This is a genomic window from Streptomyces sp. GESEQ-4, assembly GCF_017948455.1.
Classification (GTDB): domain Bacteria; phylum Actinomycetota; class Actinomycetes; order Streptomycetales; family Streptomycetaceae; genus Streptomyces.
This window is the reverse complement of the sequence record NZ_JAFFSU010000014.1, coordinates 149,890-164,999: the sequence shown is the minus strand read 5'-3', so window position 1 is coordinate 164,999 and position 15,110 is coordinate 149,890. Positions and strand designations below refer to the sequence as shown.

The 15,110-nt window shown below is 70.4% G+C and carries 18 protein-coding genes and 2 pseudogenes; 7 read left to right on the top strand and 13 right to left on the bottom strand.

The genetic code is table 11. From position 1 onward, the window contains the following. Positions 1-56: 56 nt before the first annotated feature. The 7 genes from KCH48_RS26065 to KCH48_RS26035 all read right to left on the bottom strand — a co-directional run bounded on the left by KCH48_RS26065 (position 57) and on the right by KCH48_RS26035 (position 6,438). Positions 57-500 carry an ATP-binding protein gene (locus KCH48_RS26065; protein ID WP_210577162.1) on the bottom strand — a complete coding sequence of 148 codons (444 nt, stop codon included), beginning with the start codon at positions 498-500 and terminating at the stop codon, positions 57-59. Positions 501-653: 153 nt separating this feature from the next. Continuing rightward, on the bottom strand, positions 654-1,052 hold the full coding sequence (locus KCH48_RS26060) for a (deoxy)nucleoside triphosphate pyrophosphohydrolase (protein ID WP_210577161.1): 399 nt from the start codon (positions 1,050-1,052) through the stop codon (positions 654-656). 27 nt (positions 1,053-1,079) lie between these two features. Next, a complete protein-coding gene (locus tag KCH48_RS26055) occupies positions 1,080-1,274 on the bottom strand; it encodes an SPOR domain-containing protein (RefSeq protein ID WP_210577160.1) in 195 nt (64 codons plus the stop codon). A 329-nt stretch (positions 1,275-1,603) separates the two neighbouring features. Further along, positions 1,604-2,356 carry a GntR family transcriptional regulator gene (locus tag KCH48_RS26050; RefSeq protein ID WP_210577159.1) on the bottom strand — a complete coding sequence of 251 codons (753 nt, stop codon included), beginning with the start codon at positions 2,354-2,356 and terminating at the stop codon, positions 1,604-1,606. A 147-nt stretch (positions 2,357-2,503) separates the two neighbouring features. After that, complete coding sequence (locus KCH48_RS26045; protein ID WP_210577158.1) at positions 2,504-3,688, bottom strand: DUF4190 domain-containing protein; 1,185 nt, start codon at positions 3,686-3,688, stop codon at positions 2,504-2,506. 124 nt (positions 3,689-3,812) lie between these two features. Next, positions 3,813-5,375: a S8 family peptidase gene (locus KCH48_RS26040; RefSeq protein WP_210577157.1), complete on the bottom strand. Its 1,563-nt coding sequence runs from the start codon at positions 5,373-5,375 to the stop codon at positions 3,813-3,815. Between the two features lie 232 nt (positions 5,376-5,607). Then, the gene (locus KCH48_RS26035; protein WP_210577156.1) at positions 5,608-6,438 is read right to left on the bottom strand and encodes an oxidoreductase; all 831 of its coding nucleotides are present in this window, start codon (positions 6,436-6,438) and stop codon (positions 5,608-5,610) included. A gap of 113 nt (positions 6,439-6,551) precedes the next feature. Between KCH48_RS26035 and KCH48_RS26030 the strand changes: the two genes are divergently transcribed. Beyond that, positions 6,552-7,472: a LysR family transcriptional regulator gene (locus KCH48_RS26030; protein WP_374104713.1), complete on the top strand. Its 921-nt coding sequence runs from the start codon at positions 6,552-6,554 to the stop codon at positions 7,470-7,472. A gap of 67 nt (positions 7,473-7,539) precedes the next feature. Here the strand turns inward: KCH48_RS26030 and KCH48_RS26025 are convergent, their stop codons facing one another. From KCH48_RS26025 to KCH48_RS26010, 4 genes are read right to left on the bottom strand one after another with little or no spacing between them, the layout of a single operon-like run. Next, positions 7,540-7,824: a hypothetical protein gene (locus KCH48_RS26025; RefSeq protein WP_210577154.1), complete on the bottom strand. Its 285-nt coding sequence runs from the start codon at positions 7,822-7,824 to the stop codon at positions 7,540-7,542. Then, the gene (locus tag KCH48_RS26020) at positions 7,824-8,345 is read right to left on the bottom strand and encodes an ArsR family transcriptional regulator (RefSeq protein ID WP_307840954.1); all 522 of its coding nucleotides are present in this window, start codon (positions 8,343-8,345) and stop codon (positions 7,824-7,826) included. Before KCH48_RS26020 ends, KCH48_RS26025 begins: the two co-directional genes overlap by 1 nt. A 36-nt stretch (positions 8,346-8,381) precedes the next feature. Further along, positions 8,382-9,131: an ABC transporter permease gene (locus KCH48_RS26015; RefSeq protein WP_210577153.1), complete on the bottom strand. Its 750-nt coding sequence runs from the start codon at positions 9,129-9,131 to the stop codon at positions 8,382-8,384. A gap of 31 nt (positions 9,132-9,162) precedes the next feature. Next, positions 9,163-10,188, bottom strand: a complete 1,026-nt coding sequence (locus tag KCH48_RS26010; protein ID WP_210577152.1) for an ABC transporter substrate-binding protein — start codon at positions 10,186-10,188, stop codon at positions 9,163-9,165. A gap of 232 nt (positions 10,189-10,420) precedes the next feature. Here KCH48_RS26010 and KCH48_RS26005 point away from each other — a divergent pair, with 232 nt between their 5' ends. Genes KCH48_RS26005 through KCH48_RS25995 form a run of 3 tightly spaced genes read left to right on the top strand, consistent with a single transcriptional unit; the run spans position 10,421 to position 13,437 of the window. Then, positions 10,421-11,206 carry an ABC transporter ATP-binding protein gene (locus KCH48_RS26005; RefSeq protein ID WP_210577151.1) on the top strand — a complete coding sequence of 262 codons (786 nt, stop codon included), beginning with the start codon at positions 10,421-10,423 and terminating at the stop codon, positions 11,204-11,206. Then, complete coding sequence (locus tag KCH48_RS26000; RefSeq protein ID WP_210577150.1) at positions 11,203-12,165, top strand: LLM class F420-dependent oxidoreductase; 963 nt, start codon at positions 11,203-11,205, stop codon at positions 12,163-12,165. Before KCH48_RS26005 ends, KCH48_RS26000 begins: the two co-directional genes overlap by 4 nt. Positions 12,166-12,222: 57 nt before the next feature. After that, a complete protein-coding gene (locus KCH48_RS25995; protein ID WP_210577149.1) occupies positions 12,223-13,437 on the top strand; it encodes a low temperature requirement protein A in 1,215 nt (404 codons plus the stop codon). Here KCH48_RS25995 and KCH48_RS25990 read toward each other — a convergent pair. After that, entirely contained in the window at positions 13,391-13,645 is a 255-nt protein-coding gene (locus KCH48_RS25990; RefSeq protein WP_210577148.1) for a Txe/YoeB family addiction module toxin, read from the bottom strand. The genes KCH48_RS25995 and KCH48_RS25990 overlap by 47 nt on opposite strands. Beyond that, positions 13,642-13,785 (bottom strand): annotated as a pseudogene (locus tag KCH48_RS42385) (type II toxin-antitoxin system prevent-host-death family antitoxin); the annotation flags it as partial. The gene KCH48_RS25990 and the pseudogene KCH48_RS42385, both read right to left, overlap by 4 nt. 9 nt (positions 13,786-13,794) lie before the next feature. On the opposite strand from KCH48_RS42385, the pseudogene KCH48_RS43215 reads away from it, so the two are divergent. The 3 genes and pseudogenes from KCH48_RS43215 to KCH48_RS25980 form a co-directional block, all read left to right on the top strand. Further along, positions 13,795-13,869 (top strand): annotated as a pseudogene (locus tag KCH48_RS43215) (hypothetical protein); the annotation flags it as partial. An 18-nt stretch (positions 13,870-13,887) separates the two neighbouring features. Then, positions 13,888-14,133: a hypothetical protein gene (locus KCH48_RS25985; RefSeq protein ID WP_307840958.1), complete on the top strand. Its 246-nt coding sequence runs from the start codon at positions 13,888-13,890 to the stop codon at positions 14,131-14,133. A 187-nt stretch (positions 14,134-14,320) separates the two neighbouring features. Next, positions 14,321-14,878 carry a DUF2087 domain-containing protein gene (locus KCH48_RS25980; protein WP_210577147.1) on the top strand — a complete coding sequence of 186 codons (558 nt, stop codon included), beginning with the start codon at positions 14,321-14,323 and terminating at the stop codon, positions 14,876-14,878. The last annotated feature ends 232 nt before the right edge of the window (positions 14,879-15,110 follow it).

Sequence of the window (15,110 nt, the reverse complement as noted above, 5' to 3'; positions counted from 1 at the left end):
AACCGCCACTGGCCTGAACCAGTCACCGGACAGTGCGTCCGCGGCTGTACACCCGGTCAGCCCGGTACGGCCAGTTCGAACCACACCGTCTTGCCCGCCTCGCCGGGCCGGGTTCCCCAGCGGTGCGAGGAGCGGGCGACGAGCTGGAGTCCGCGCCCGCTCTCGTCCTCGGGCCGGGCCTCACGCTCGCGCGGCGGGTCCGGGAGCGGGTCGGAGACCTCGACCAGCAGGACGTCCCCCACGTCCGCGGGGCGGACCAGGCGTACGCCGATGGGGCCGGTGGCATGCCGCAGGGAGTTGGTGACCAGTTCGCTGACCAGCAGGGCGGTGATGTCGGCGACGCTCTCCAGGTCCCATGCGTGCAGTCTGGCGCGGACGGCGGCGCGGGCGGCGCGTACGGCGCCGGGGTCCGCGGGAAAGGTCCACTCGGCGCAGTCGCCATCGGTGTCGATCACGCCGATCACTTCCCAGGCCAGCAGCCCACGCACGTCCGGTTTCATGGGGTTAATGGGCACATACCCGATATCGCGGCGGCAGTACCGCGTGCTCCTCGGGTTTAGCTGGGTGCGCCTAATAGCTCGGGGGTGATGTGTTGTCGTGCGAGTGCGGGTTCGCTGTGGCTGGTCGCGCAGTTCCCCGCGCCCCTTGCGGGGCTACCTCAGTCGGCCTGCGATCTCCTGCACCGCCGGTACGTCCTGGTCCAGCCACCGGACGTCCCAGAACTCAGCGGGGGTCAGCCAGCGCAGTTCGTCGTGGTCCTGGAGGGGCTTGGGGTCGGGGGAGCCAGGCAGCAGGCCTGCAAGGAAAACCTGGAGGACGTACGGGGGTTTCAGGGGCCACTGGCCCGGTACGCGGCCGGTGATCTCCGTCTCGACGCCCAGTTCCTCGCGCAGTTCCCTGACCAGGGCCGCTTCGGGCGTCTCGCCCGGCTCCACCTTGCCGCCCGGGAGTTCCCAGCGGCCGGCCAGTTCGGGGGGTGCGCTGCGGCGGGCGGCCAGGAGGCGGCCGGTGTCGAGGAGGGCCGCCCCCACGACGACGATCGGTTGCGTCATGGGCGGGAGCCTACGGGAGGCGCCTACTCAGTCGTCGGTCGCGCCCGATCCGTTCTGCCCGATGCGCTCGACCCAGTAGAGCTGCTTGAGTCCGCGGGTGTCGAGGCTGTCGGCGATCTTCTGGGCCTCGGCCCGGGTCGCGTACCGGCCCACGCGGTAGCGGTTGCCGTTGTCGTCCTGCCGTATGACGAGCCAGGGAAGAGTGATCGTGCTGTCGTTCATTCCGCCCCACCGCTCCTTCCCGCCCACGACCGCACGAGTCCGGCCCGCGGCCTGTGCCGTGCCCCGCCCGCCAAGGAAACCGCAATCCGCATATGCCTGAGCCTACGCCTAACCTTCACGCAGCGAATACGGCTTTTCACAAAGAGGTACGCAACCAGCCAAGACGCAGGGGGCGCACGACGACGAGTGCGCCGTGCGGACGCGTTCGCGCATCCGGTCAGCGAGTTGCCGCACCTGCCGGGGCGACCTGCGAGAACGACCGGATTCCAACGCTGAGTGGACCGGCGCCCGTTGGGCGGGGGCCGGGGCAACTGCCGTGACGGCGTGCGCTACTTCACAGGAAGGTGGTAGGCGACCCGATAGCGGTCGGCCGGGACGACCACGTCGGCCGTCTCCACGGGACGGCCCGAGGCGTAGTACGTGCGCGAGACGACCAGGACGACATGGCCGGGGACGCCGCCTAGAGCGAGCAGTTCCTCGGCGAGGCCCGGACGCGCGCCGACCTCCTCCGTCACGTTGTCCACGATCACGTCGATGGCGGCCATGCGCTCGACGACGCCCATGCCGCCGAGCGGACCCTCCTCGGGCAGCATCACGGGGGTGCGGCCGGTGACGGCCAGGGGCTCCCAGGAGGTGGAGAGCATCATCGCCTCGCCGGCCTCCCGGAAGACGTACTTGGTGCACATCACGCGGTCCCCGGGCTGGATGGCGAGCCGCTCGGCGACGGCCCCGCTCGCCTCGGCCTGGCGGCTGCTGGACTCCCAGGTGCCGCGCGCGTCGCCGTCGGCTTGCTCCTGCCGGAACGGGGTGGCACCTGAGGCGGGACGGAATCCCGAGCGGGCGATACGGCGGGGCACGGGCCGCTCGCGCACATACGTCCCGGAGCCGGAGCGGCCCTCGACCAGGCCCTCGGCCATCAGCACCTTGCGGGCCTCCAGGGCGACGGTGTCCGAGACGCCGTACTCCTCGCGGATCCTGGCCTGTGACGGGAGGCGGGTGTGCGGGGGCAGTGAGCCGTCGACGATCTTCTTGCGGAGATCACCCGCGACGCGCAGGTACGCCGGCTGCTCACCGAATGTCACTGGCCGCTCCCATCAGGTTGTACAGACAGCAACAGCGTGGCAACCGTGGGTTGTCCGGTGCAAGCGAAGGCCAGGGAATCACTCGATGTGATGACTTACTCGCCGGGAGGGCTTTACGCAGGCACTTTCTCCCCGCTGGGGCCGCGATCACACCTCGATCCCGGCGTCCCCTCCACCGCTGTCCGAGCCGCCGTCGTCGTAGTCGTACGACGGCACCGTGGTGGCCAGACCCAGAGCCTCGCGCGCGGTGACCGACTTCTCCGGGGCGGTGAGGGCGTAGCCCTCGTCGTAGTGCTCGTAGAAGGCGTCCACGTCGGCGGCCTCGGCGGCCGCGGCCCACTCCTTCCGGGCGGCCTCCAGGTCCTTGACGGTCTCGCCGACCGGCGTCTTGGCGTCGGCGGGCCACGGGTGGTCGCGGAGCATCCCGGCCTGCTTGGCCAGCGCGTCCGCGACGCGTTCCGCCCACTTCTTGTAGCCCGGCAGGTCGTCCTCGACGTACTCCTCGGCGGGAGCGGCATCCATGGCTGTGTCGAAGACGTCCGCCGCCTTCAGGTAGGCGATCTGGTCTTCGTCGAGTGTCGTCGCGTCGTTGCGCAGCGAGCCCGTCAGGCTGGTCGTGCCGTCGGTGTGGCCGAAGACGCAGGTGATCTCGTGGTCGCCGAGCTGCCAGCTCTGCCGGGTCGGGGTGAGGTAGTAGATGTCGACGGTGTCGGGCAGGGCCCAGGCGTCCATCGCGTAACTGTCCTGGAGGGCATAGCACTTGTCGTCCGCGACCTGGGAGACCTTGTCGTCGCCCGGGAAGGAGCCGCCGGGCATCTCCACGGCCGCGAACACCTCGCCGTCGTGCCGGCCGGCGCAGGGCACGGAGTCGACGTCGTAGGTGAAGCCCTCGAGGCCGCCGGGCGAGTTGAAGCAGTCCCCCTTCGCCAGCGAGAGGCTCGAGTCGTCGCGCGCGCCTTCCTTGAAGCCCTCCCAGAACACGGAGGCGGCCCCGGTCGCCAACGACAGCGCCCACAGGGCCAGTCCGACCGAGGACAGCACCGTTCCGGCGACCGCCATGCCCTTCCCGCGCTCGCCCCGCCGCTTGATCTGGCTCAGCGCGATCAGCCCGAGGACCAGACCCACGCCCGGCATGAAGCAGAGCAGCCCGGTGACCAGCGAGCCGATGGCGACGCCGTTGACCGGCGCCGGCTGGTTGAACGGGTGGTAGCCCTGCCCCCAGGGTTGGTACGGCATCCCGTAGTACGGGCCCTGCTGGTACTGCGGCGCCTGCGGGTACTGCCCGTAGGGCTCCTGCGGCTGGTGGGGCCCGGGGGGCGGAGGTATGGACACGGGTACCGTGCTCCTGGTTCAGGCGGCGGCGCGATGCGGGACTGATGCTGCGCGCATCGTAAGCACGCCGTCCGCACACCGCACCGCCGCCTGCTGCTTCAGGAGCGGTTGGTCAGAACGTTGATCAGAACTGCAGAGCCCAGGCGTCGATCCGCCCGGTGTCCCTCGCCGCGTTGTCGCTGACCCGCAGCTTCCACGAACCGTTCGCGGCCTCGGAGGAGGCGTTCACGGAGTACGTGGTGTCGATGTTGTCCGCACTGCCGCCGGTGCCGTACGCCTTGAGGGTGTACGCCGTGCCGTCCGGGGCGATCAGCTGGACCTGGAGATCGCCGATGTACGTGTGGACGATGTGGACCTCGACCGCGAGGGCCGAAGGCGCGTTGCCGGTGACGCCGGAGACGGTCAGCGGGGACTCGACGGTGGAGTTGTCGCTGATCGTGTAGTCACCGCCGTTGTCGAAGCGCGGGCCCGGAGGAGTCGTCGTACCGCCGCCGACGTTGAGGAGACGGTTGGGCGAGCCCGTGCCGGGGCTGGTGACGACTCCGGTCGAGGAGGCGCTCACCAGGGCCGCGGACACCTGGGCGGGCGTGGCCGTGGGGTTGTCGGCCAGGTGGAGCGCCGCCGCTCCGGCTACGTGCGGGGCCGCCATCGACGTACCGGAGATGGTGTTGGTGGCCGAGTCGCTGGTGTTCCAGGCGGAGGTGATGGACGAGCCCGGGGCGAACAGGTCCAGGACCGCGCCGAAGTTGGAGTAGCTCGCCTTGGCGTCGGACGAGGTCGTGGCGCCGACGGTGATGGCCTCCGTCACGCGTGCGGGAGACCTGGTGGAGGCATTGACGGTCTCGTTGCCGGCCGCGACGGCGAACGTGACGCCGGAGGCGATGGCATTGCGTACGGCGGTGTCGAGGGCGGTGTCCGCGCCGCCGCCGAGGGACATGTTGGCGACGGCCGGCTTGACCGCGTTCTGGGCGACCCAGTCGATGCCGGCGACGACCTGGGCGGTGGTGCCCTGGCCGGAGTTGTTGAGGACGCGGACGCCAACGATCTTGGCCTTCTTGGCGACGCCGTACGCGTTGCCCGCGACCGTGCCGGCGACGTGGGTGCCGTGGCCATGGCCGTCCTGCGCGACGTTGTCGTTGTCGATGGCGTCGTAGCCGTTGGCGGCGCGACCGCCGAAGTCGCTGTGGGTGATGCGGACGCCGGTGTCGATGACGTACGCCGTCACTCCGGTCCCGGCCGAATCCGGGTAGGTGTAGCTGCTGTTGAGCGGAAGCGTCTTCTGGTCGATGCGGTCCAGGCCCCAGGAGGGCGGGTTGGGCTGGGTCGCCTCGATGCTGAAGGTGCGGTTCTGGACGACGGAGGCGACGGCCGAGTCGGCGGCGAGACGCTTCGCCTCGGCCTCGGAGGCCTCGATCGCATAGCCGTTCAGGGCCTTGGTGTACGTGCGCTCGATGTCGGCGCCGTACTCCTGGGCGAGTGCCTTGCCCTGGGCGGAGCCTGCCTTGGTGTCCGCCTTCAGCGTCACGATGTAGCTGTCGGCGACGGCGTTCGCGGCGCCTTCGTACTGGATGCGGCCTTCGGGGGCGGCCGCGGCGGGGAGGGCGGAGACGAGGCCGGCGGCGAGTGCCGCGGTGGCTGCCACGCTGATCGCGGCAAATCTTCGCCGGGTCTGACGCATCACTGCCATCTGAGGGGTCCTCCTCAATCGGTGGTGCGTTGGTGGGGGGTGGTGCGGGGGGTGCACGAAGCCAAGGCGCTGCGACCATGGGCATGATCATGTCAATTCCAAGGCCGCGCGCCTGTGCGTCAGCCGAAAGATTGAGGCTTCCACAGGAATTGCACAAGCCCTGTGCACAGACGTAAGTAAGCCACGCTTCGTACACGAAGCGTGGCTCTGCCTGCCGGCCCGACGGTCCGCGTCAGTCGTCGAACGCCGTGGCCCGGGTCCGCTTCTCCCAGGCGGCGACGTCCTGCCGGACCTGGTCGAGGTGGTCCAGGACCGCGCTGACGCCGTCGTCGCCGAGGGGCAGCCGCAGCGGGGTCTGCTCGGCTTCCAGGGCGGCGCGGATGAGGGCCGCCGCCTTCGCCGGGTCGCCGGCCTGGGTGCCGTCACCGCCGGCGATGAAACCGCGGGTCTGCTCCACCTTGGAGTACAGCCCGGTGTCCGAGCTGAGTCCGGCCCGGCTCGGGTCGAACAGCGCGGTGCGGAAGGAGCCCGGCTCGACGATCAGCACCTTGATGCCGTACTCCGCGACCTCGTCCGCGAGCCCCTCGGACAGCCCCTCCAGCGCGAACTTCGTTCCGCTGTACGCCGAGAAGCCCGCGAAGGACATCTGCCCGCCCATACTGCTCATCTGCACGATCGCGCCGGAGCGCCGCTCGCGCATGCCCGGCAGCACCGCGCGCGTGAGGGCGACGGGCCCGAAGACATGCACCTCGAACAGATCACGCAGCTCGTCCTCGGTGGTCTCCTCGAACGCACCGACATGCGTCCGCCCCGCGTTGTTGACCAGGACGTCGATCCGCCCGTGCCGCGCCAGCACATCCTGTACGGCGGCTTCCGCGGCCCCCGTGTCGGCGACATCGAGCCGGAGCGCCTCCACCTGGTCGGGGTGCGCGGCCACGAGGTCGGCCAGGCCCTCGGGGCGCCGTGCCGCGCCCACGACCACGTCCCCCGCGGCCACCGCCGCCTCGGCGATCGCCCGCCCGAACCCACTGGTCGCGCCGGTCACCAGCCATACCTTGTTCATGACCCCTCCTGGTTCGTGAGCATGAGTAGACCCTGACTGGATCCGTCGTTCTGTTTCCAGCTTGTGCGCCCTCCCCGTGGCGCGTCCAAGACCCTTCGTGATAGCCGATGGTTATGGCGACTTCGGACGTACACGGCCGCGACTTGCGCTATTTCGTGACGGTGGCCGAGGAACTGCACTTCACCCGCGCCGCCGAGCGGCTCTACGTCTCCCAGCCCGCGCTGAGCAAGCAGATCCGGGCGCTGGAACGGCAGTTGGGGGTGGAGCTGCTGCGCCGGGACCGGCAGGGCGTGGCGCTGACCGCGGCGGGCGAGGCGCTGCTGGCACCGGCCCGGCGGGTGCTCGCGGCGTGGGAAGAGGCCGCGGCGGCGGTGGAGCGGGCCAGGGCGGTCCAGCGCGCCACGCTGACCGTGGGGATGAGCACGAGTCCGGGCCGCGGCGGTCTGCTCCCGGCGATCCGCTCCCGCTTCACGGCCGCCCACCCGGAAACGGCCCTGCGGGTGCGGCAGGTCAGCTGGGACGACCCCACCGCGGGACTCGCGGACGGCTCGGTGGACGTCGCCTTCGTCTGGCTGCCACTGCCCGACGCCGAGCGCTACGGGTGGACGGTGCTCGCGGAGGAACCCCGCCTGGTCGCCCTCCCCGACACCCACCCGCTCGCCGCCCGCACCGACCTCACCTTCACCGACCTCCTCGACGAGCCCTTCCTCGCCCTCCCCCGCAGCGCCGGCATCCTGCGCGACCACTTCCTCGCCCTCGACGCCCGCGCCGGCCGCCCACCCCGCATCGGCGCGGAGATCGCCGGCACCGAGGAGACGTACGAGGCCCTGGTCGCCGGCCTCGGCATCTGCCTAGTCGCCGAGGGGAACGCCCCTCTGATCACCCTGGGCGGCGTGACCACCCGACCGGTGCGGGGCCTGTCGCCCAGCCGCTATGCCCTGGCGTGGCGGAGGGAGGACGGGGAGCTGCCGTTGGTGCGGGGGTATGCGCGAGCGTGCCGGGGGGTGGCCGGAGACGGTTCAGCAGCGCCCTAGGGGCGCGGGGAACTGCGCGACCAGCCACGACGGCGTCGCAGCCGACTGACGGCACATCGCGGCACTATCAGCGGAGCGCTTTCGCCTCGTAGATGACGAGGTGGCCGCCCCGGCTGGTGGCGCGCAGCCCCTGGTTCTGAAGTACCGCCGCCAGCGCTCGGCGGGCCGCGTCGTACGCGAGGGTGTACGCGCCCTCCGGGTCCCGGGCCGCCAGCTGACGTGCGGAGCCGACATGGACGCGGGCGCGGACCAGTTCCGCTTCGGCGGCCTGCCGGGACGCGGGGACGCGTTCGAGCCGCCCGCTGCCGAGGAGCGCGTCGATCGTCGACCGCCCTTGAGTCCAGCTCTCCACTACGCCTCCACGTCAAGGTTCAGCTCGACCAGCGGGCGTTCGCGGACGCTGGTGAGGAACGGATCGTCCGTGGGCGCGTGCCACGCTTCGCCGGAGACCCGATGGACGTTGACCTCGCGGCGGAGCCTACGGGAGACGTCCTCGGCGAGATCGAAGAGGGCGTCGGGGTCGGGGTCGCCGACCACCAGCACATCCACATCGGCGGGCGGCGGCCCCGGTTCGCCGTTGTACCGGGCGGCCCAGGAGCCGTAGATGAAGGCCCGCCGAACGCCTTCGAGTCCCGCCAGCGCCTCGGTGAGCACGGGCAGGGGGCCGAACGAGACGGACATGAGGTCGCTCAGCGGGCGGTACAGCGGGGTGTCCGTACGGGCCCTGACGAGGCGGCTGCGTCCCACTTTCCGCTCGGCGAGAATCCCGCCGCCGGTCAGCCGGTCGACCTCGCGCAGGACGGCGGTGGGCGTCACGCCGATGTCGGTGGCCAGCTCGGTGATGGTGTACTCGCGTTCCGGGTGCAGCAGCACGAGCGCGAGCAGTTCGCGGTCACGGAGTGAGCTCCGTCAGCTGCGCGAGGTGGTTTCCCTGACCCAGGGCAGCGCGAACCGTTCCAGCAGCACCAGGGCGAAGTAGAGCAGGATGCTCATCAGCCCGATCAGGATGATCGCCGCCCAGGCGGTGGCGGTGTCGCCCACCCCGCCGGCCTGCACGATCAGATAGCCGAGCCCGGTCTCACCGGCCTGGAACTCGCCGATGACCGCGCCGATCGCGGCAAGCGGCATGGCCACCTTCAGCCCGACGAAGATCTGCGGCAGCGCAGCCGGCAGGCGCACCTTGCGGAACGCCTGCCAGCGCGAGGCGTCCAGCGAGCGCGCCAGCTCGGCCAGGTCCGCCGGGGTCGAGGTGAGGCCGGTCGCGGTGGACAGCACGATCGGGAAGAAGCAGAGCAGGAAGACCATGGTCAGGACCGGCTTCTGTCCCCAGCCCAGCGCCCCCACCAGCAGCGGCCCGAGCGCGATCTTCGGCACCGCGTTGACGGCGACCAGCAGCGGCGTGAACATCCGCTCCAGCACCCGCGAGGCGGCCAGCGACAGTCCGATGACCACCGCGCAGACGCTGGAGAGCACGAACCCGACCACCGTCTCCACCGTGGTGTCGCCGGTGTGGTCCAGGAACCGGGCCGGGGCCGCGGTGAACGCCGAGAGCACGGCGCCGGGCGGAGGCAGGATGGCCGGGTGGATCACCTCCAGCACCGACGTGAGCAGCCACCACGCGCCGAGCGCGACCAGCAGCCCGGCGAAGGGGAGCAGCACGGCGCCGGCACTCGTCCCCTTGCCGGTGCGATCAGGCTTTCGGTACGAGGTCGAAGTCGATGATCTGTTCAGGGGTCATCCCTTCCGGCAGCGCGTCCGCGTCCTCCAGGAGCGCGATGCTCTTCGCGATCCGCCCGGAGTCCACCGTCCCCAGCGTCGCGCCGGAACCCTCCGGCCTGACGTACGCGGCCATCAGCTCCAACTCGGCTGCCGCGGCGGCCGGATTCGTGGCGTCCACGTTCCGCTTCAGGATCTCGGCGGCCTCCTTCGAGTTCGCCAGGCTGTACTCCAGGCCCTTGAGCAGCGCGGCGGCGAACCTCTTCACCATCTCCGGCTCCTGCTCGGCCAGCTTCTTGGACGTGATCAGCACGTTTCCGTAGAGATCGGGGATCACATCGCTGTACGGGAGCAGGACGGGCTTCTTCTTGGTCACCGCCTCGATGGTCGGCTCACCCACCACGAACTGGCCGATGCCGTCCACCGCGCCGCTGGCGAGCGTGCCCATCAGGGTCTGCGCGTCGCCGTTGACCCAGGTCACCTTGGCCGCGTCCACTCCTGCCAGCCGGGCGTACGTCGGGAAGAGGTTGCGCACGACCGAGCCGGGCGTATCGGCGAGCCGCTTGCCCTCCAGGTCCTTGGGTGCGGTGATGCCGTTGCCCTCGGTGGAGGCGATCGCGGCCATGGTGCGCTGCTGGATGGCGGCCACCGCGACGAAGTCCTTCGCCTGTCCGCTGCCCATGGTCAGCAGACCGCCCGTCAGGTCGATCGGGCCGAACTGCGCCTGGCCGCTCACCACGGCCGGAATCACACCGCCGGTGCCCTGGCCCGGCCTGATCTGCACATCGAAACCGGCCTCTTCGAAATACCCCTTGTCCTTGGCGACCCAGGCGTACGCGTCCCGGCCGAAGTTGCCGAACGAGGTCAGGTAGGTCACCTTCCGCGGTGCCTTGGCGTCCGGGTCGTCACCGTCGTCGGAGTCCGAGCCGCCGCATCCCGACACCAGGGCCAGCACCGTGGCCAGGGCCACCGCGGCGGTCGTACGGGCGAAGCTGTTCATGCGCACAGTGAGGTCCTTTCCGACCGCCGGAGGGCATGACACTTCGTGCGGGCAACAGCGTACGAGAGCCACGCAGTTGTGGAACCGGGCGTGCGGAATTCACCGGATTCACCGGCAGGACGACAGGTACCGCCGGGCGGCCCGTCCCGGGTAGCCTGACCGGGCGTCACGAACCGGCCGGCATTGCGATCGCCAGGGATGTTGCGATCGCCAGGGATGGGGAGACCGCCGGATGATCAGACTCACCGGTGTGTCCCGGAGCTTCATCAGCCGGTCTGGTTCGACGGTCGCGCTTCAAGGCATCGATCTGCGCATCGCCGAGGGTGAGTTCGTGGCGGTGGTGGGGCGGTCCGGGTGCGGCAAGTCCACCCTGCTGCGGCTGATCGCCGGGCTGCTGCCGGTCACCGAGGGCGAGATCACCATCGGCGGGGAGCGGGTCACCGGAGCCCGGCGGGATGTCGCCATGCTGTTCCAGCGGCCGGCTCTGCTGCCCTGGCGGTCCGTCCTCGACAACGTCCTGCTGCCCGTGGAGATCTTCGGCTGGAACAAGGCCGAGCATCGCGACCGGGCGTACCAACTGCTGGAGACGGCCGGCCTGAGCGGCTTCGAGAAGCACCGGCCGCACGAGCTCTCCGGCGGGATGCAGCAACGTGTGTCGCTGTGCCGGTCATTGATGGGCGAGCCCCGGGTGCTGCTGATGGACGAGCCGTTCTCCGCACTGGACGCGCTGACCCGCGCGGAACTCGCGGTGGAGCTGCAGCGCATCCACATCGAGAGCTCCGCCACCGTCGTCTTCGTCACCCACTCGATAGACGAGGCCGTGCTGCTCGCCGACCGGGTGGTCGTGCTCACCCCGCGTCCGGGCCGTATCCGCAAGATCGTCGACATCGGCATCCCCCGGCCGAGGACCCTGGGCCGTACCGCGTATCTCGACGAAGTGGCCCGGTGCACCGCCGATCTGCACGAGCTGCTGATGGAGCGGGACGTGCCCACGCCGGCCGAAACGGAGGGGCGATGACCCTGCGGATCTGCGTCTTCACCGAGCCGCACCGCGGCGCCGACTACGACGATCAGCTGCGCTTCGTACGGCTCGTCGAGGCCGGCGGATTCGAGGGCTTCTTCCGGGCCGACCACTATCAGGCGATGGGCGCCGATCCCGGGCTGCCCGGCCCCACCGACGCCTGGCTCACGCTGGCCGCGCTCGCCCGCGAGACGTCCCGGATCCGGCTCGGCACCCTGGTCACCTCGGCCACCTTCCGGCTGCCCGGCCCGCTCGCCGTGATGGTGGCGCAGGTCGACCGGATGAGCGGCGGGCGGGTCGAACTCGGCCTCGGCGCCGGGTGGTACGAACGGGAGCACACCTCGTACGGCATCCCGTTCCCGCCCGTCCGGGAGCGCTTCGACCGGCTGGAGGAGCAGCTGGCGGTGATCACCGGACTGTGGCGGACACCGGTCGGCGAGAGCTTCACCTACCGCGGCACCTACTACCGACTGCTCGACGCGCCCGCCCTGCCGAAGCCCGTGCAGATGCCGGCCCCGCCGGTCATCGTCGGGGGCCGCGGCCCCCGGCGCACCCCGGAGCTGGCCGCCCGGTACGCCGACGAGTTCAACATGCCCTTCAAGTCGGTGGCCGAGACGGCGCGGGCGTACCGGCGGGTCGCCGAGGCCTGCGAGCGGACCGGTCGGGCCGACGCCGACCGGCCGCCGCTGGTGCTTTCGGCGGGGGTCGTGGCCGCGATCGGCCGTACCGACGCGGAGGCGCGGCGGCGGGCCGCCCCGCTGCACGCCAAGAGCGCACTGCCACCGGAGGACCCGGTGATCGGGTCTCCGGCCCAACTCGTGGACCGACTGGGCGAGTTCTCCGCGATCGGGACGAACCGGATCCATCTGCGTCTGATCGACTTCAGCGACCTCGACCACCTGGAACTCATCGCGGGTGAGGTGCTCCCGCAGCTGGAACAAATGCCCCGTGTGTAGGGTTCCGCATGGGGGCAGCGGGCGAAGGGCGCGCTGTGCGGGGCGGTTGGGGGTGCCGTGGCGACGAACAGCGAGCGTGCCCGGTTGGTGGCGACGGAGGGCGGCCACCGGGTGACACCGGCGGAGCTCTTCTTCGACCTGGTCTTCGTGTACGCCATCACCCAGGTCACCGCCCTGATGGCGGACGACCCGAGCTCGCTGCGCCTGCTCGGCGGAGTGGTCGTACTGGCGCTTCTGTGGTGGTGCTGGACCAGCTTCGCCTGGCTGGGCAACGTGGTGCGCGCCGATTCGGGCGCGATGTTCACGGTGCTGGTGGCCGTGATGGCGGTCGTCCTGATCGTCTCCCTGGCGGTCCCCGAGGTCTATTCCGACGCCCCCGGCGGCCTGCCGACCCCGTTGCTCTTCGTCCTCTGCTACGGCACCGTCCGCGTCCTGCACCTGGTCACGTACTGGCTCTCCGACCCCGGCGACCAGGCACTGCACCGCGTCCTGCGCCGTACGGCCCTCCTCTCGGTGGCCCCGCCCTTCGCCCTGCTCCTCCTGGGCACGGCGTTCACGGGCGTACCCCGGATCCTGATCTGGCTGTCGGCGGTGGCCTTCGACTACCTGGCCATCTTCGTCACGGGCAAGTCCGGTTGGCGGGTGTCGTCCCCCGGCCACTTCGCGGAACGCCACGGGCTGATCGTGATCATCGCCCTGGGCGAGTCGATCGTGGCGATCGGCGTCGGCGTCACCGGTTTCCCCCTGAGCGGCCCGACCGTCGGCGCCGCGGCCGTGGGCCTGTTCCTGGCCGCGGGCCTGTGGCACCTGTACTTCCGCCAGGTCGCCGACTCCGCCGAACACCGCCTGACGACCTTGACGGCCGACGACCGCACGCGCCTCGCCCGCGACGTGTACACCTTCCTTCACCTTCCGCTGGTGGCAGGCGTGGTCATCACGGCCCTCGGCATGAAGAAGACCCTCCAGCAGATCGCCGACACGGACCACTACGACCTGTCCGAACCCTTGCACGGCGTGGTCGCCTGGGCCCTCCCCGGAGGCGTCGGGCTGTTCCTCCTGGCCGCGGCCCTGATCGTGCTCCGCACCTCGAACCGCCGTTCCCCGGCACTCTTCGCCGCAGCCGCGGTCTGCCTGGCGGCGGGCCCGGTGATCACCCTGGTCCCCTCACTCGTCGCGTTGGGCTTGCTGGCGGCGGGGGTGACGGTGCTGGGCCATGCTCTGAAGGTCAGTAGTGACAGCGAGCCGCGAGGATCACGATCTCCTGCTTTGTGACCAGGTAGACGAGGCGATGCTCATCGTCGATCCGCCTCGACCAGGCCCCGGGCAAGTGGTACTTGAGGGGCTCAGGCTTGCCGATCCCCGTGAAGGGGTCACGCTTGACGTCCTCGATGAGCTTGTTGATCCGGGCGAGCGTCTTGCGATCGTTCCTGAGACAGGACGTGTAGTCCTCCCAGCCCTGATCCTCGAAGACGAGCCTCACGCGGCACCCGCATCCGGGTCCGCCCCGTCCGGATCGATCAGCTCGCGCTCCGACACATTGATGTCCCCGAGGGCGTTCTCGTACGCCGTGAGGAGTCGCCGGGCGTTCGCAGGCGAGCGCAGCAGGTACGCGCCCAGCCGACCCCGTACCTGAGCGTCTACGGCGCCACCAAGGCCTTCGTCCTCAGCTTCACGGAGTCGCTGTGGGAGGAGACCCGCGGCACGGGTCTGCGCGTCCTGGCCGTGTGCCCCGGTGCGGTTCAGACCGAGTTCTACGACGCCGCCGGCAGCCAGTCGGCCGACTACGGATCGAAACGGGCCACCGTCGACCACGTCGTACGGACGGCCCTCGACACCCTCGACCGGCGCTCCGCACCGCCGTCGGTCGTCACCAACGGCCGCCCCCTCGCCGTCGCCGGGAGGTTCCTGCCCCGGCGCATGGTCGTCCGAGGCATGGGCTTGATGGCACGACGCGCCACGCATGCGTAGCTCTGTTCGTCATACAGCGCACGATGGAGATCCAGCTGAGTCGGTGTCGAAGAAAACACCGGAACTGTGCGCTCCGCGGAAAATTCCGGTAATCGCTTGACGCGACGGCGGCTCGACTTGGAGCATCGAGTCGAGGGGTAATTCCGCCAGAGCTCCGCCCACCGCAGAGAAATGGGAAAAGAAACAGATGAGGCCAGAGTCAGTTGTCGCGTTGCTCGCCGAGCCCAGCCGGCTTCAGGTGTTTTCCGCGGTCGTCCTCGGAGCGACGTCGCTGCCGTCCGCGGCCCGGGCGGCCGGCGTCTCCGTCAAGGAGGCGGCCGTGGCCGTGCGGCGACTGACCGACGGCGGTCTCGTGGCGGAGACCGACGGCGAACTCCACGCCCTGACCGAGCACTTCAAGGACATCGTCCGCACCACCCGTCCGCCCGCCGAGGAGCCGGAGAGCCATGGCTACGAGAACGACGAGGTGGAGTCGCTGCTGCGGACATTCGTACGGAACGACCGGCTGATCCGCCTCCCGTCCCAGTGGGTGCGCCGCCGTGTGGTGCTGCAGCACCACACCCACCGTACCTTCAAGGACGGCACGACCTACGACGAGCGCACCGTGAACGAGAAGTTGAAGGTGTGGTGCGAGGGCGTCGGCACCGACCATGTGACCGTGCGGCGCTACCTGGTGGACCTGTGCCTGCTCGGCCGCGAGGGCGGCCGCTACTGGCTCCGGACGGACATCCAACCCGCGCTCTGAACCGCCGGAACGGCGATCGAGGGGCCCGCTTCGGTGGGCCCCTCGATCGTGTGCGGGGACACCGGGACAACTGCCTCATCAATGCCTGCCCGAGTGCCGGAACCACCCCGGAAATCAGGGATACCGTCGATCGACGCCGGGTCCGGACCCTCGATCGGCATTCTCGGAGACAGTCGGCGCCATGAAATTCGGAACCTTGCCACAGAGGCATCGTGACGGGATTTCCAGGAAT

Coding starts and splice junctions, on each gene's coding strand:
- KCH48_RS25980 (WP_210577147.1), top strand. CDS start 14,321: ATGAGGCCAGAGTCAGTTGTCGCGTTGCTCGCCGAGCCCAGCCGGCTT.
- KCH48_RS26065 (WP_210577162.1), bottom strand. CDS start 500: ATGAAACCGGACGTGCGTGGGCTGCTGGCCTGGGAAGTGATCGGCGTG.
- KCH48_RS26010 (WP_210577152.1), bottom strand. CDS start 10,188: ATGAACAGCTTCGCCCGTACGACCGCCGCGGTGGCCCTGGCCACGGTG.
- KCH48_RS26040 (WP_210577157.1), bottom strand. CDS start 5,375: ATGGCAGTGATGCGTCAGACCCGGCGAAGATTTGCCGCGATCAGCGTG.
- KCH48_RS26000 (WP_210577150.1), top strand. CDS start 11,203: ATGACCCTGCGGATCTGCGTCTTCACCGAGCCGCACCGCGGCGCCGAC.
- KCH48_RS26005 (WP_210577151.1), top strand. CDS start 10,421: ATGATCAGACTCACCGGTGTGTCCCGGAGCTTCATCAGCCGGTCTGGT.
- KCH48_RS26060 (WP_210577161.1), bottom strand. CDS start 1,052: ATGACGCAACCGATCGTCGTCGTGGGGGCGGCCCTCCTCGACACCGGC.
- KCH48_RS26055 (WP_210577160.1), bottom strand. CDS start 1,274: ATGAACGACAGCACGATCACTCTTCCCTGGCTCGTCATACGGCAGGAC.
- KCH48_RS26035 (WP_210577156.1), bottom strand. CDS start 6,438: ATGAACAAGGTATGGCTGGTGACCGGCGCGACCAGTGGGTTCGGGCGG.
- KCH48_RS26030 (WP_374104713.1), top strand. CDS start 6,552: ATGGCGACTTCGGACGTACACGGCCGCGACTTGCGCTATTTCGTGACG.